Annotated in this window: 16 protein-coding genes; 8 read left to right on the top strand and 8 right to left on the bottom strand. The window is 62.6% G+C overall.

The window, feature by feature from the left end:
- Positions 1-381: 381 nt before the first annotated feature.
- From A5681_RS27285 to A5681_RS23230, 4 genes are read left to right on the top strand one after another with little or no spacing between them, the layout of a single operon-like run.
- Positions 382-924 (top strand): hypothetical protein, encoded by a 543-nt coding sequence (locus A5681_RS27285; RefSeq protein ID WP_156738113.1) that lies wholly within the window; start codon positions 382-384, stop codon positions 922-924.
- Between the two features lie 3 nt (positions 925-927).
- A complete protein-coding gene (locus A5681_RS23235) occupies positions 928-1,794 on the top strand; it encodes a hypothetical protein (protein ID WP_067281121.1) in 867 nt (288 codons plus the stop codon).
- 6 nt (positions 1,795-1,800) lie between these two features.
- Positions 1,801-2,046: a hypothetical protein gene (locus A5681_RS27280; protein ID WP_156738112.1), complete on the top strand. Its 246-nt coding sequence runs from the start codon at positions 1,801-1,803 to the stop codon at positions 2,044-2,046.
- A gap of 6 nt (positions 2,047-2,052) precedes the next feature.
- Positions 2,053-2,346 (top strand): hypothetical protein, encoded by a 294-nt coding sequence (locus A5681_RS23230; RefSeq protein ID WP_156738111.1) that lies wholly within the window; start codon positions 2,053-2,055, stop codon positions 2,344-2,346.
- 201 nt (positions 2,347-2,547) lie between these two features.
- Here the strand turns inward: A5681_RS23230 and A5681_RS23225 are convergent, their stop codons facing one another.
- The 4 genes from A5681_RS23225 to A5681_RS27275 form a co-directional block, all read right to left on the bottom strand.
- The gene (locus A5681_RS23225; RefSeq protein ID WP_067281116.1) at positions 2,548-2,739 is read right to left on the bottom strand and encodes a hypothetical protein; all 192 of its coding nucleotides are present in this window, start codon (positions 2,737-2,739) and stop codon (positions 2,548-2,550) included.
- A gap of 149 nt (positions 2,740-2,888) precedes the next feature.
- Positions 2,889-3,428, bottom strand: coding sequence for a hypothetical protein (locus A5681_RS23220; RefSeq protein WP_067281113.1), 540 nt, complete (start codon positions 3,426-3,428; stop codon positions 2,889-2,891).
- A gap of 123 nt (positions 3,429-3,551) precedes the next feature.
- Positions 3,552-3,746 (bottom strand): hypothetical protein, encoded by a 195-nt coding sequence (locus tag A5681_RS23215; protein WP_067281110.1) that lies wholly within the window; start codon positions 3,744-3,746, stop codon positions 3,552-3,554.
- Between the two features lie 30 nt (positions 3,747-3,776).
- Positions 3,777-3,953 (bottom strand): hypothetical protein, encoded by a 177-nt coding sequence (locus A5681_RS27275; RefSeq protein ID WP_156738110.1) that lies wholly within the window; start codon positions 3,951-3,953, stop codon positions 3,777-3,779.
- A 348-nt stretch (positions 3,954-4,301) separates the two neighbouring features.
- On the opposite strand from A5681_RS27275, the gene A5681_RS23210 reads away from it, so the two are divergent.
- Complete coding sequence (locus A5681_RS23210; protein WP_067281106.1) at positions 4,302-5,186, top strand: hypothetical protein; 885 nt, start codon at positions 4,302-4,304, stop codon at positions 5,184-5,186.
- A gap of 245 nt (positions 5,187-5,431) precedes the next feature.
- On the opposite strand, the gene A5681_RS26810 is transcribed toward A5681_RS23210, so the two are convergent.
- From A5681_RS26810 to A5681_RS27265, 3 genes are all read right to left on the bottom strand, one after another.
- Entirely contained in the window at positions 5,432-6,157 is a 726-nt protein-coding gene (locus A5681_RS26810) for a DUF732 domain-containing protein (RefSeq protein ID WP_082968508.1), read from the bottom strand.
- 356 nt (positions 6,158-6,513) lie between these two features.
- On the bottom strand, positions 6,514-6,828 hold the full coding sequence (locus A5681_RS23200; RefSeq protein ID WP_067281098.1) for a hypothetical protein: 315 nt from the start codon (positions 6,826-6,828) through the stop codon (positions 6,514-6,516).
- A 709-nt stretch (positions 6,829-7,537) separates the two neighbouring features.
- Positions 7,538-8,161 carry a hypothetical protein gene (locus A5681_RS27265; protein ID WP_156738108.1) on the bottom strand — a complete coding sequence of 208 codons (624 nt, stop codon included), beginning with the start codon at positions 8,159-8,161 and terminating at the stop codon, positions 7,538-7,540.
- 494 nt (positions 8,162-8,655) lie between these two features.
- Here A5681_RS27265 and A5681_RS23195 point away from each other — a divergent pair, with 494 nt between their 5' ends.
- A complete protein-coding gene (locus A5681_RS23195; RefSeq protein WP_067281094.1) occupies positions 8,656-8,955 on the top strand; it encodes a hypothetical protein in 300 nt (99 codons plus the stop codon).
- Here A5681_RS23195 and A5681_RS23190 read toward each other — a convergent pair.
- A complete protein-coding gene (locus tag A5681_RS23190; protein WP_067281091.1) occupies positions 8,952-9,377 on the bottom strand; it encodes a thiol-disulfide oxidoreductase DCC family protein in 426 nt (141 codons plus the stop codon). The genes A5681_RS23195 and A5681_RS23190 overlap by 4 nt on opposite strands.
- Positions 9,378-9,500: 123 nt before the next feature.
- Here A5681_RS23190 and A5681_RS23185 point away from each other — a divergent pair, with 123 nt between their 5' ends.
- Together A5681_RS23185 and A5681_RS23180 are read left to right on the top strand one after the other, a co-directional pair.
- Positions 9,501-12,086: an ABC transporter ATP-binding protein/permease gene (locus A5681_RS23185; protein ID WP_067281088.1), complete on the top strand. Its 2,586-nt coding sequence runs from the start codon at positions 9,501-9,503 to the stop codon at positions 12,084-12,086.
- Complete coding sequence (locus tag A5681_RS23180) at positions 12,083-13,816, top strand: ABC transporter ATP-binding protein (RefSeq protein ID WP_067281356.1); 1,734 nt, start codon at positions 12,083-12,085, stop codon at positions 13,814-13,816. Before A5681_RS23185 ends, A5681_RS23180 begins: the two co-directional genes overlap by 4 nt.
- Positions 13,817-13,866: the final 50 nt, after the last annotated feature.

The raw sequence follows: 13,866 nt of genomic DNA, 5'->3' as shown, positions 1-13,866 counted from the left end.
CTTAGGTGCAACGGAATTCATGACTCACCTGAACTCTACGCAACCGCAACACTCAAGCCCACTCACCAATTGTGTTTGCTGGCACGCGTGCTGACATTTAACTGCTGAGTATGGCGACTGGCACCCAGCTGCCTGCTCGGCCGCAAACACCCTCTGACCTGCGGAAATCGGCGGTTGGTGCTGATACGATTAGCGCACGTCAGGGCCATTTTTTGATAGCTGGCCACCCCACGACTGCCCGGCAGTCCGGAGTCTGGACGACACGTGCGGGGGTACCTAGGTGCAAATTCGACGTTTGCGGATGACTCACCTGGAGTTTGCTGGGATTTGCTCGACAATTGTTGTGTCGCAATAACTTTCGGGGCGGGGTATTATAAAGCAATGGACGATGACTGCATTGGCGATGGGGTCAAATGCGGCATGTACATGTACCAACGGGGATGTACTGGCTCACGTTGTCGCGCTGCAAATGCAGAGAAGACGGCACGTCGCCGCGAGCGTTTGCGCGCGGAAGCCAACGGAAATGTTGTCTCCATCGAAAGAAAGACAAAGGCACGATCCTCGAACCCGAGGCGGCCTAGTGCATCTGGAACTTCGTCCAAACCTGAACAAAGTGGTGGCGCCAATCAATCACAGGCCTCCACCAGCGGCGAGGTCGGCCGCCATGAAAGTGCGTTTATCACGCGTTGTGAGCTTGCGGGGGTGGTTGATTCGGAGCCTGACCTTTATGAGGTGGGGCGGACCCTTTGCCAGATTCTTGATAACTCGGCGAAGACGCATGACCACCTGAAGGTGACTGGTGACTACCTGAAGGTGCGTGCGGCACTGTTCCCCGAGCGCAAGAAAAAGAGCGGCGGTCGTCTCGCCAGCGTCAAGGCAATGACCGGTAATCCGCACCCAGCGCAGCAGCGAAAGGAGGCGTAGCGGTTGACCGACGACTATTTGCGGCGCTGGGTTGAGACGCGCATCGCGGCGTGCCCGTGGTCCGCCGACGAACCGGTGACGTGTGCGCAGCTGCGGGCCCTGGCCCGGGAGGCTGACCAGCATCCGCGAGGCTCGGAGGAGCGCGCCGAACTGCGGGAGGCGGTGGAAGACCTTGTTGACGTGCGGCTGCGCGACGGGCACGACAACCCGCTGATCAATAAGGAACGCGGCCTTTGGGACCGTGCGTCATTCGAAATGTCCGACCGCGAACTGAGTTTCGCTACGTGGCACTCGATAAAAGAGCACTCACCGGATTGCGCGACGGTGACGCAATATCCGACGCCAGAAGCGCTTTGGGCCGCGATCGAGGCTGAGGACCGGGAGGCTGAACAGGAGGCAGCAATGATTGAACCGACCACGGCGCTAGATTTCGCCATCAGACATCAAGTTGTCCGAGATCGAATTCTCAGCCAATGCGACGGCAGCGACCTGGCGCGGCTCGCGTTGGACCTCCTGCGCCTTTATGCACACGCATCACGGCGGCTGCACACTGATCTGGGCGCGATGGCAGTCACTTCCGCGCTCCACGAAGTCTACGAGCGCACGAGTGATCCCAACGAAAAGCACGCTGCCGCGCTGATTCTTGCGCACTTAATGACCACTGACGGAGGTGGCGTAGACGCTGATCTGCGGGAGATGGGTTTTGAGACGCTGGCTGAGCGCTTCCACATCGTCACCGTCACAGACCGCACGCTGGCGGTCATCACAGCGATACCTATTGTGTGGCAACGCATAGTGCCGGAGTTGACGACGATGGGCGGTATCGGTCTATTGGAGCATTTCTCCACCAATGAGCTGCACGGAGGTTGATTATCTATGGCTATTGAATTCGCAAGGACTCCTGGCCAAATTGCAGGGGCAGGGCTCGAAACAATGCTAGCGGCAACGGATTTAGCGTCGAAGACTGGTCATACAGTCGAGCATGTGCTGAATCTCTTCGAAGAGGGGCGGACGCGCGAGCTATTCGATGTCGATGGAAAGTTGATCCGGCGTCAACATCACGGCATCCCCGGCGAGCTGGCGCTGCGGCTATTAGAGCTTGACCGCCTCAAAAGTAGGTGAGTCCCTATGACTCAACACCGTTGGGGCACAGATTCCTTCGGCTGGATCGACGCAGCCGGTTCCGAAGAGGGAGAGTACGACGGCGTGGATTTCAGAGCGAAACCCAAAGACGGCCCGACGCAAGTGCGATTCAAGGTTGGCATTGCGGGACAGGCCTACGGACGCATCGACGTCCATCGCGGCGACGTGGTGGAGGTGCCGACACTCGCAGAGGCGCAACGACTGTACGCCGCGGGACTCGCGCAGCCCGTAGAGGTAAGGGAGCTAGGAAAGCCGTACATCCCCCATGCTTACCAGTGAATCTCTACGATGCTGCGCAATTCGGTTGGGATACAATACGGTCGGCCTGGCTCGCACATCTTGGCTTGGACGAGGACAAGCGGGGATGTGCTTGAGACGCCGCTGCTGGGGTCGCTTGCGCGTCTAACCTCCTTTCCGTGCGAGCGGCCCCAGTCTATGGTTCTAATTCGCGCATTTCGCGATCCCGGCTGGCGGTGGTGCTCAATTGCAGAACCAGAAAAGCGTGTCACCGATATTGTTTCTCGCATAGTTCAGCAAGCTTTTGGCGTCGAGTGTGCCGTCACGGTCCCAGCGCACGCAGTCTTCAATTGCCCAGTCGGTCATCGCCCAGGTCAGGTCGCGCCAGCTGCCGGGCGTGGTGATCAGCGCGGCAGTGGGAGTAGCGTCGTGCATTGTCAATCTCCCAATAGGCTCGGCTGAACCCCTGGCCCTGGTGTCAACGGTGCGCGGGGCGTTACGGAAAGCACTGTGCCACAACGCATATGCGTTGTCGAGAAATACACGCTGAGCGTGAAAGGCGCACGCTGGGCGTGCAGATGGGGTTACTCCGCATCCGTTTTGCGCCGCTTCAGACGGGATGGCAATTTGAGAAAGATGGGCCGATAGCTTCGGAGGTAGAGGTCGTTCATCGACACCACGGCGTCGGGATTGAGGTCTTGTTCGTTGAGGTATTGCTGGATGAGGTCGGCACGCCTGCGACGGTAGAAAATCCACGGCAGGGCGATCACGCCCAGGAAACAGAACAGCGAGATGTAAAACCTCTGCAGTGAAATGTGGGTGGCTTGCGTGACCACCGGGGCCGCCATGCTGATAGCGAGGATGACGAAGCCTTCTCCGAGTTCCCGGCGTGCCAGCCAGCGAAAATAGTTCTCTAGCGGCAAGAGTAACGCGCGATTTTCGGCGTAGGCCCGCAGCAGGTCGCGCGCCTCGGAGTCATCCGGCAGCTTGTCGGCAATGTCCAAGTCTTGAAGGATCATCGCCCGCTCGTTTTTGCGGTCCTTGACATAGGCGACGTACGCGGCGACGAGTGTGGCAACAGCCCCGATCAACGCGACACCGAGAGGGACAACCCATTGGCTCATAGCCCTCACGCTAGGTTTCGGGGCCGACGGCGCGGCGTATTAAGCGCACGTGTGTTGCAGCGCTACGGGGCGTTCGATCTCATCCATGCCTGCTTGGACGCCTGGCTGGGGCCGTGGGTTCCATCAGGACGAGGGCACCGGCTCCCCACACGCGCGCAGGTCTTCCACAACCTCAGCGATCAACTGCCGGATGCCTGTCAGCGCCTCAGCCGGGTCGGCATCTAGATGGGACAGCGACGGGAATTCAGCGCAGGTTGCCACGTGCTCGCCGTCTTCATCGGACCAGCGCACCCGGTAGGTGTATTCGTCGTCTTGCACGGGATTGAAGGTACCGCCCTAGCGGGGCGCTCACCCAGCCTTCCGCAGCGCCAGACCGATCAGTCCGACCATGCCGCCGATGACCACGAAGCGCACCACGACATAGGTGACAGCCGCTAGGAGCGCGGCTTCGCCGAAGAACGCGAGCGCCAGAAAGACCACGGCCAGCACCACCAGCCATGCGGCCCACTTCTGCGAATCGGTCATGATCAGCGACCTCCTGTTGGGTGCAACGCCGATCAGTGTGGGGCTCTTCCCAGAGGTGACGTGCGGTCCGGGCCGTCCAGCCATAAGCTCCGCCGTCATGACGCGGGACATTGACACTCTCGACGGCGATCTCCGATTAGTGCCGCTGCCTGGCGGTCGGCCCCTGAAATCAGAGGCAGTTCGCCGAGCACCACGCTGTTGATCACCTTCTCGACGAACGTACGACAGCCGTGACGTCCAACGCCGGACGAGCAGGCACACCGTCCGGCGGTGCTGACCGCGATTCCCTCTCAATTGCCCATCAGCCAATCGGTCTGTCGTGTCGGGGGCGTTTTGTATCCTTCGAGCGTGAGTGATGAGCTGCGGCTCCAGTTGTCGGACGAACACCACCTGGAGTGGACTCGGCACACCTATTCGGCCCGCTCTTGCGAGTTGGTGTTGAAGCGCGTGGTGGACCCCAAGGCGGGCAGTGCGCTAGCGCTGGCGGACTCATTCTATGAATGGGAAAAGGCCACCATTTGGATACGGAACTACCTTTGCGCCGCAGCCGAGCAACTATGCCTTTGGGCAGATGTCATCGCGCCTTACCAACTGCATCCCGACGCTAAGAACGAAGTTCGACCGCGACCATACCTACTCCTAGCCCGGGCTGGGCTGGAAGCTGCCGCTCATGCGCTGTGGCTTGTCGAGGTCCCTACAGCGGTTGAGTGCGCCCAGCGGCACATCCGCCTCATGCATCGCGATTTCAATCTTCACCGCGCCGCGCTTCTCGCGGGCGGCTTGGACACCGCGCGCATCGACAAGCGGATCGCAGATTTGGAATCGCGCTGCGCAGGGCTGACGATCGCCACGGCCCCAAAGGAAAAGCCGCCCGGCTACGAAAGACTTGTCCGCCACGCTGCGACCGCGACGAAGCATGATGCGGATCGGTGGAGTTACCTCTGGAACGCTGCCAGTGGCGCGGCCCATGGGCAGAATTGGTTTGGGATAGAGGCTTTCGAGCTTTTGACGGTAGACGAGTATGAGCCGGGTTATTTCCGGACGATCGCTTTTCCCGATCCTATGTTCATCACAGAGACTGTTGGTGCCGCATGCTCAACGTTGCAATGGGGAACTCTCAGGTGGCTTCAGATGGGCGGACACGACCCGAAACTGCTGCAACAAGCGACGCGTGAAGTCTTCGAGCGAATGCCGAAGAAGAAAGGCGCCTCGGAAAATCTCGAGGAGATGTAACGCGCAGAATTGGGTCTTTGAAGCCCGCTAGTGTCTGGCATGAATGACGCGGGCATGAGCCAGTTCCGAGAACAAGCTCGTGGGGTACGTTGCCCGGAGCAATGAGTCACCTTATGAGACAACATGGCTCAATTGGCTCGCCACCGGAAGCGTTGGTGCGCGATATCTGTCGCCAGGAATAGCAGGGTGTTGGCGTCTAATCCGTCGTGGCGCTCGTAGCTCGCAAGCGCCTAACCGGGAAGGGCTTAGTAGCAGTTCGGGTAGGCGAGCTGCGCGCTCGACGTGACCTGCAATACGTTGGTCGTGGTGTCGCCTGACTCCGCTTGAATGCGACCGTCTGCTTGCTCGATCGACTCGCCCTGGTGCAGCAGTCGGCAGAATTCGTGTGCGTAGTACAGCACGGTTGCCGGGTTATTGATGGTGTAGCCGAGCCCCCGTAGATTGTCGAGCACCTGCTGATCTTGCGCGGCGGTGAATGTCAGTGCTGGCTTGGTCGCCGTCGTCACTGGCGGCATGTTCTCGGCGTTATCGCCGTCGCTATATCGCTGCGTCGTGGTAGTCGGCGTTGCCGTCACCGTGACGGTTGCCGGTCCAGGAACTACCACCGGTAGGCAACCCTTGTCGGCATTGTGGCCCGGTGCGCAATGGGCAGCCACCGTTGTGGTCACTGGTGCTGGCATATCTTCTTTGGTTGGCGCGACCGAACTAGTCCGCGGTGCAACGACATTCGTAACAGTGTGCTTGAAATCTGGCACACCCAACCATAATCCGGCAGCGATACCCGATCCAGCGGCGAGGATGCCGGTAGCCAGGGCAGCGGTGCGAGGCCACGAGCGATGCTGTGGCTCGATATCGGAGTCGTCCAGCGACCAAGCCAGGTCTGGTGTCTGCGCAGCGCTCGTCGGCAGGCCGGTGGTCTCCGGTTCGTTTGTGAAGTCTTCCGCCGACCTGGTGTTGTCGTCGTCGCTCATCACCCCGTTCTCCCCGCTCGGGTCACTAGCGTAAGACGGGCGTGGTGCCGAAGTCGTTGATTTCGAGCAATGGGCCCGGCTCAGCTTCGGTTATCCAGTGTCCCCGGCCCAGCGAAAACGTTCCAGCTCGGCGTGCACCCGCTCTAGTGCGGCCGCCACGGCGGGGTTGCCGGGGTCATAGCCTTCAGCGCGGATCGCGCGGCGCGTTCGATTGGGTCCATATGAGTTGGATGCCCTGGGTGTTCTGTCGGTCCGCTTGTAGGTAGTCGACGCGGTAGGCCCTCCATCAAAGGCCCCAGTAACCCAGCGGGAAAAATTGCTAAGAGGTGATCGTGGTTCGGGGGATTCGCGGCGTTTTAAGCAGGTGGTCTGGCCATGAATAATGCGATCTTAAGCTGAAAGAAGCGCCGCGCTGCCTCGGTCATTTCGTATCGCTTAGTGGATAGCAGCAGGGGGATCGCCTTCACTGGTTCCGCTAAGCTCATCATGGACGCAAAATCGACGACAGCGTCTTCACCGGACTCTGTGTGTGTCAGTCGCATTGGGAAGAAGTTTTGGACGGCGAAGGCCATCTCTTCGGCCGTGGTTAAGGCGTTGAGAGCTTGTTCATCGGACATGGACTCGAAGCCGACAGGCCGCCAGCTGTTCCTTAATCTCTCCAAGTCCTCCATCGAGTTTGTCTTAGGGAAAGACTTGATTGGCGCGAGTTGTATCCCCGACCGATCAATTTTATTATCTAATTCGCAGTCGTAAGAACAGATGCATACCATGAATTTATCGTCGATTTTGAGAACTCTGGGCATTTGGTCAACGGCTAATATCGGCTTATCAACCTTCGGTAGAGACAACGTCGTCGAATCCAAAGACCACCGAGGGAATCGATCGACAAGACAAATGTCGCCTTGTCTCAGCTCAGGGCTAGGCTGCTCGAGAAACAATGGTCGTGTTATTCGTCATCATCCCACCGAAGCGGTATCTCCGGCCCGTTTTTGAACCGAGCGAGTTGCTTGACCCATCGCGTTGGTGTCGGCTCGCCCTCTTGCCTGAACAGGCTTTCGTATTCCCGGTCTTCGACCCATTCATCGATGGAGTTGACTGCAGTGCGCAGTCTCGCGGCAAGTGAGCGAGCAAACGAAACAGGGCCGGACGAGGTCTGTCGACTAAGTGCCAAGTAGCTCGAAATTGGGGCGGTATCCGTAGTGGTCGAGAATTGAAGAATCCCGCTATGCATCGGATCGACCGTGGACCGGTCACTAAGCCATAAGTCGTTAAGCCACAGATATTGAAAGGTTGGCTGAAACCATTCATCCGAAGGCCTATAGTCTGCTTCGGTCGTCGAACCAAAGTATCGTCGGGTGAGGTCGGACAGCGGCTGAATGCTCATTTGGATCCTAACTTCTCCGCTAAGAGTGACCCTTGTGCTCTGTCAACGATAGCTGCCATAGTATCGAGCGACTCTTTCAGGCAGGATATTGCGTCCCGCGCACTCGAACCGCTCACGTCGAAATGCGCGTTGAACTCCATCACAATTCGATCGACAGGAGTTTGAGTTGAAAACGTCGTACGCAACATAGCGCCGTTAGGTATGTGCCGAAATACACTGATATTCGACTCTTCAACGTCTCCGCTAAGAATGTTAGCGATCTCGCTGACGTTCAGGATAGATTTCGCAACTGCACTCTTGGGGATCAAGGGGTCTAATACAAACTGAGCGTTGTGGCCAACTCCTTTGAAAGATTTTGGCCCGATGTAGTCAAAGATGGGTGCAATCATCTCTTGGAGATGGGTCGCATCAGCCGCAATATTAGTGACTTCGGTCACAAGTATCTGAATACGGTCAGGTAATATTTGAAGACTTGCGCCTTGGGTTTCTGCATTCAACCCCATTGGAAAGCGGACCGTTTCACGCAATGGACGGCCGTTGAATTTGAAATCACTGACCGCAATGGCCTGAACGGGGAGATTCTCTCCCGTCAGGACAATATTAACGTTGGCGGGCAGCATGGTGGAACTCTACTCCTGCAGTTGATGGGGCCGATCAGATTGCGATGACCTGCGACGATGCGTCGAAGTTACACTAACGCCCGTCGCTTGGCGACCGGACTCGACATACCTGATGCCACACCGATGCTTGACCGTCATGCCGACGGTGCTGCCACTTCATACAACCTCTGTCTCCAAATCCAGGATAGCCCGCCTAACAGATGGGGGGCGTTGGCATTGCGCGAGCGCGCCAGACATTTATAGTGCCCGCGCGCGCGTCAGCTAAAAGCTCTCAGCAGGCTCCGTGGACACCACATGGACACAAAGCTCTGGCAGTTACAGATAACTAGCGTTAAGTGGCGTAGCGCGTTTGCCCAGCTAGGGAGCAATGTGGTCCACTAGCCAGGATAGCTGAAGAGGGTTCGAGTCCCTCCGCCCGCACCCTTCGTCGATCGCGAAGCGTCAAACCCTCTGTGCGGGGTACTTGAGGTAGACGGGCACACGAGGGAGACGCCATGGCCACCGGAGACGACGAACCAGTTACCGACAAAGAGGTCGAGCGTGCGGAGCGCAGAGCCGCGGAGGCTCGCGAACGCGCCGCTCACGCCGGGCTCTCGGCGGCGCGCAGCTTTGAGGAATCGGCGCTGCAGCACGAACGAGTCGCGCGGATCCAAGACCGGACCGTCGAACAAGGCGTGTCCGATGTGGGCGCGCACCACGCGTCGGCGATTCACCATCGCGAGTTCGCGGCCGAGGACCGCAAGCTGGCCGAACTGAAACGCAAAGAGTCCGAGGCCGACCTGGCAATCGACTAGGCGTCCAAGAAGCGCGCGCGAACCTCCGGCGGGGGCAGGGGGCACGTGTCGTGCTTGCCGAAGATGCGGTAGCGGACGTCCGCGATCCTGTCGTAGAGCCAGTCGCGCAGGGGAGCGGGAATGATGCGGGCCGCCCCGAGCAATTTCCACGGGCCGCCGAGGTAATCCACTACGCGCAGGGCCGCCGCGGATCGGACGGCGACGCGTTCGTCGGGCTGCTCGGGTTCGTCGACGAACACCACGGAGTCCACGCCTTCGATGGTCGGATGCCGATCGAAGACCGCTCGGGCGAAGTCGCTGTCCAGCGCCGCGAAGCGCAGGGTGCCGTGCGAATCAAACCGAAGTATCGCCCGGACCACCGAGTTGCAGACGCCGCAGACTCCGTCGTAGAGCAACACGGGCGGCACCGATTCAGCGCTCACACCTCGAGGTTACCGGCGGCCCCGGCCCCACCACGTTTGACCTTTGGTAAGGCAACCCTTAGTTTATGGCGGTAACGTACCGAGCGGAGGGCCGGGGATGAGCGACGCTGGAAGGGACCGCTGATGGCACGCGGATTCTCCGGTGTGATGTTGCGCAGCTTCGGCGCTCGCGACCACACCGCGACGGTGCTCGAAACCGTGCCAATCGCACCGCATTTCGTGCGGGTGCGCATGACGTCGCCGACGCTGTTTCAAGACGTGGACGCCGAACCCGCGGCCTGGCTGCGGTTCTGGTTTCCCGACCCGGACGGATCCAACACCGAGTTCCAGCGCGCTTACACCATCTCCGAGGCCGACGTTCCCAGTGGCCGCTTCGCGGTCGACATCGTGCTGCACGAGCCCGCCGGCCCGGCGTCGAAGTGGGCACGCACCGTGGAACCGGGCGCGACGATCGCGGTCATGGCGCTGATGGGCTCGTCGCGGTTCGACGTGCCCGACGAGCAGCCGGCCGGCTATCTGCTGATCGGTGACTCGGCGTCGATCCCCGGCATGAACGGGATCATCGGAGTCGTCCCCGACGACGTGCCGATCGAGATGTATCTCGAGCAACACGACGACCATGACGTCCTGATCCCGATCGTGCCGCACCCCCGGCTGAGGGTGCACTGGGTGGCCCGCCGCGACGAGAGATCCCTTGCCGGGGCGATCGAGAACCGCGACTGGTCCAACTGGTACGCGTGGGCCACCCCCGAGGCCACGGTCCTCAAGCACGTGCGAACCCGGCTGCGCGATGAATTCGGCTTCCCCAAGTCCGAGATGCACGCCCAGGCCTACTGGAGCGCCGGCCGGGCGATGGGCACCCGCCGCGGCGACGAGCCCGAGCCGGCGAATCATGTTGCCCTGGAGCCGGTCTCGACGCCCAAACCTCCCGACCAGCCGACCGCCCCCGCCGCCCGCGGCAGTTGGCGCGCCCAGGCCGCCGGCCGGTTGCTTGCGCCCCTGCGCTCGGCCCTGATCCTGTCCGGCGTGCTGCAGGCCGTGATCACGGTGATCCAGCTGGCGCCGTTCGTGCTGCTGGTCGAGCTGGCCCGCCTGCTGGTCGCAGGCGCTCCCGCGTCCCGGCTCTGGGACGTCGGGATCGCGGCCGTCGCGCTGCTGGGAACGGGCACCGTCCTCGGCGCGGCGCTCACGCTGTGGTTGCACGTCGTGGACGCGCGGTTCGCCGCCGACCTGCGATCGCGGTTGCTGCGCAAGCTATCTCGCTTGCCGCTGGGCTGGTTCACCGCGCGCGGCTCGGGCTCGATCAAGCAACTGTTGCAGGACGACACGCTGTCGCTGCACTACCTGGTCACCCACGCCATCCCGGACGCGGTCGCGGCGATCATCGCCCCGGTGGCCGTGCTGGCCTACCTCTTCGCCGTCGACTGGCGAGTCGCGCTCGTGCTGTTCCTGCCCGTTCTGGTCTATCTGGTGTTGACGTCGTCGCTCACGATTCAGTCGGGCCCGCGCATCCCGCAATCGCAACGCTGGGCCGAGAAGATGAGCGGAGAGGCCGGCGCCTACCTGGAGGGTCAGCCGGTCATCCGCGTCTTCGGCGGTGCGGCCGCATCCAGCTTCCGGCGCCGCCTCGACGAGTACGTCGATTTCCTCGTGTCCTGGCAGCGGCCGTTGGCCGGTAAGAAGACGCTGATGGACCTGGTCACGCGGCCGTCGACGTTCTTGTGGTTGATCGTCCTCACCGGCACCCTGCTCATCGTCACCGGGCGGATGAATGCGGTCAATCTGCTGCCGTTCCTGTTGCTGGGCACCACATTCGGCGCGCGCCTGCTGGGGATCGCGTACGGGGTGGGCGGCATCAGCGCCGGCATGCTGGCCGCCCGGCGCCTGCAGAACACGCTCGACGAGCCCGAACTCGCCCTGCAACCGCAAGACCAGCCCGGGGATGCGTCGGCCACGGTGGTGTTCGACGGGGTCAGCTTCGGCTATCGCCCGGGTGTGCCGGTGATCCGCGACGTGTCGCTGACGCTGCGGCCCGGCACGGTCACCGCCCTTGTCGGGCCGTCCGGGTCCGGCAAGTCCACGCTGGCCGCGCTGCTGGCCCGGTTCCACGACGTCGAACAGGGCACGATACGCGTTGGGGGGCAGGACATCCGGTCGATGACCGCCGACGAGCTCTACGCAAAGGTCGGCTTCGTCCTGCAGGAGACTCAGTTGGTGCACGGCACCGTCGCGGACAACATCGCGCTGGCCGTCCCGGATGCCACCGCGGCGCAGATCCGGGAGGCGGCGCGCCAGGCCCAGATCCACGACCGCATCATGCGATTGCCCGACGGCTACGACACCGTGCTGGGCGCGGGGACGGGGTTGTCGGGCGGGGAACGGCAGCGGCTGACCATCGCCCGGGCGATCCTGGCCGACACCCCGGTCCTGATCCTCGACGAGGCCACCGCGTTCGCCGACCCCGAATCGGAATACCTTGTGCAGCAGGCGCTTAACCGGCTCACCCGGGATCGCACCGTCCTGGTGATCGCCCACCGCCTGCACACGATCACTGGAGCCGACCAGATCGTGGTGCTCGACCACGGCCGGATCGCCGAGCGCGGCACGCACGACGAGTTGCTGGCCACCGACGGCCGGTACCGGCGGCTGTGGGAAGGCGGCCGGCGGGACCCGGTCACCGCCACCGCGGCGCGGGAGGCGACGCGATGATTCGCACCTGGTTGGGACTGCTGCCCGCAGATCGGCGAGCCAAGGTCACCGCCTACAGCTGCCTCGCGCTGCTGTCGGTGGTGGTGCGGGCGGCGGCCACCGTCCTGCTCGTCCCGTTGGTCGGCGCCCTGTTCGGCGACCCGCATCGCGCGCTGGGGTGGCTCGGCTGGCTCACGGCCGCCACCATCGTCGGATGGGTGATCGACACCGCGACCGCGCGCATCGGCTTCGATCTGGGATTCACCGTCCTCGACCACAGCCAGCACGACGTCGCGGACCGGTTGCCCGCCGTGCGGCTCGACTGGTTCACCGCCGAGCACACCGCGACGGCGCGCCAGGCCATCGCCGCCACCGGGCCGGAACTGGTCGGCCTGGTCGTCAACCTGCTGACGCCGCTGATCTCCGCCATCCTGCTGCCCGCGGCCATCGCCGTCGCCCTGCTGCCGATCTCATGGCAGCTCGGTGCGGCCGCGCTGGGCGGCGTGCCGCTGCTCTTGGGTGCGCTGTGGGCCTCGGCGCGGCTGACGCGGCGTGCCGACGCGGCGGCCGACGAGGCCAACAGCGCGCTCACCGAGAGGATCATCGAATTCGCCCGCACCCAGCAGGCGCTGCGGGCCGCACGCCGGGTCGAACCGGCGCGCAGCCTGGTCGGCGATGCGCTCGCCGCGCAGCACGGGGCGACCATGCGGTTGCTCTCCATGCAGGTTCCGGGCCAGCTGCTGTTCAGCCTGGCCAGCCAGCTGTCGCTCATTCTGCTGGCGGGCGCGACCGCGGCCCTGACGATCAACAAGACCGTGTCGGTGCCCGAGGCCGTCGCCTTGATCGTCGTGATCGTGCGCTACCTCGAACCGTTCACCACGATCAGCGAATTGGCGCCCGCCTTGGAAAGCACTCGCGCCACGCTCGACCGCATCCGTTCCGTGCTCACGGCGCCATTGGTGAACTCCGGGGCCGCCACGCTGACCGTGGCCGCGGCGCCCCGCATCGAATTCGACGACGTCGAGTTCCGGTATGGCGGCGCGAACGCGCCCGTGCTGGACGGGGTGAGTTTCGCCCTGGCGCCTGGCAGCACGACGGCGATCGTCGGGCCGTCCGGGTCGGGCAAGAGCACCATCCTGGCGCTGATCGCCGGACTGCACGAGCCCACCCGCGGCCGGATCCTGATCGACGGCGTCGACGCCGCAACGCTGGACGCCGAGGCTCGCCGGGCGGCGAGCAGCGTCGTGTTCCAGCATCCCTACCTGTTTCATGGCTCGGTCCGGGACAACGTGGCTGCCGGCGATCCCGGCGCGGGCGATAACCAATTCAATCGGGCCGTCGCCCTGGCCCGCGTCGACGAACTCATCGGCCGGTTGCCCGACGGCGCCGACACGATCGTCGGAGAAGGCGGCTCGGCGCTGTCCGGGGGCGAACGCCAACGGGTCAGCATCGCGCGGGCGCTGCTCAAGCCGGCGCCGATACTGCTGGTCGACGAGGCGACCAGCGCTTTGGACACCGAGAACGAGGCCGCGGTGGTCGACGCGCTGACGCTTGATCCGCGGTCGCGCACCCAGGTGATCGTCGCGCACCGGCTGGCCAGCATCAGTCAAGGCGACCGCGTCCTGTTCCTCGACGACGGCCGAGTGATCGAGGACGGAACGGTCGACGAATTGCTCGCCGCGGGTGGCCGTTTCGACGAGTTCTGGCGGCAGCAGCATGAGGCCGCCGAATGGCGCATTCTCGCCGACTGATGTGCAGCAGTTGACCGCAACTCTTGCGGTATGCCTTACAGTTTGTCAGT

Source organism: Mycobacterium scrofulaceum (genome assembly GCF_001667885.1).
Lineage (GTDB): Bacteria > Actinomycetota > Actinomycetes > Mycobacteriales > Mycobacteriaceae > Mycobacterium > Mycobacterium scrofulaceum_C.
Note: the sequence above shows the minus strand (reverse complement) of the source record. Positions and strands in the feature narration are given on the sequence as shown.

Coding starts and splice junctions, on each gene's coding strand:
- A5681_RS23200 (WP_067281098.1), bottom strand. CDS start 6,828: ATGGAGGACTTGGAGAGATTAAGGAACAGCTGGCGGCCTGTCGGCTTC.
- A5681_RS27265 (WP_156738108.1), bottom strand. CDS start 8,161: ATGCTGCCCGCCAACGTTAATATTGTCCTGACGGGAGAGAATCTCCCC.
- A5681_RS23180 (WP_067281356.1), top strand. CDS start 12,083: ATGATTCGCACCTGGTTGGGACTGCTGCCCGCAGATCGGCGAGCCAAG.
- A5681_RS23230 (WP_156738111.1), top strand. CDS start 2,053: ATGACTCAACACCGTTGGGGCACAGATTCCTTCGGCTGGATCGACGCA.
- A5681_RS23185 (WP_067281088.1), top strand. CDS start 9,501: ATGGCACGCGGATTCTCCGGTGTGATGTTGCGCAGCTTCGGCGCTCGC.
- A5681_RS23195 (WP_067281094.1), top strand. CDS start 8,656: ATGGCCACCGGAGACGACGAACCAGTTACCGACAAAGAGGTCGAGCGT.
- A5681_RS23220 (WP_067281113.1), bottom strand. CDS start 3,428: ATGAGCCAATGGGTTGTCCCTCTCGGTGTCGCGTTGATCGGGGCTGTT.
- A5681_RS27285 (WP_156738113.1), top strand. CDS start 382: ATGGACGATGACTGCATTGGCGATGGGGTCAAATGCGGCATGTACATG.
- A5681_RS27280 (WP_156738112.1), top strand. CDS start 1,801: ATGGCTATTGAATTCGCAAGGACTCCTGGCCAAATTGCAGGGGCAGGG.
- A5681_RS26810 (WP_082968508.1), bottom strand. CDS start 6,157: ATGAGCGACGACGACAACACCAGGTCGGCGGAAGACTTCACAAACGAA.
- A5681_RS23225 (WP_067281116.1), bottom strand. CDS start 2,739: ATGCACGACGCTACTCCCACTGCCGCGCTGATCACCACGCCCGGCAGC.
- A5681_RS27275 (WP_156738110.1), bottom strand. CDS start 3,953: ATGACCGATTCGCAGAAGTGGGCCGCATGGCTGGTGGTGCTGGCCGTG.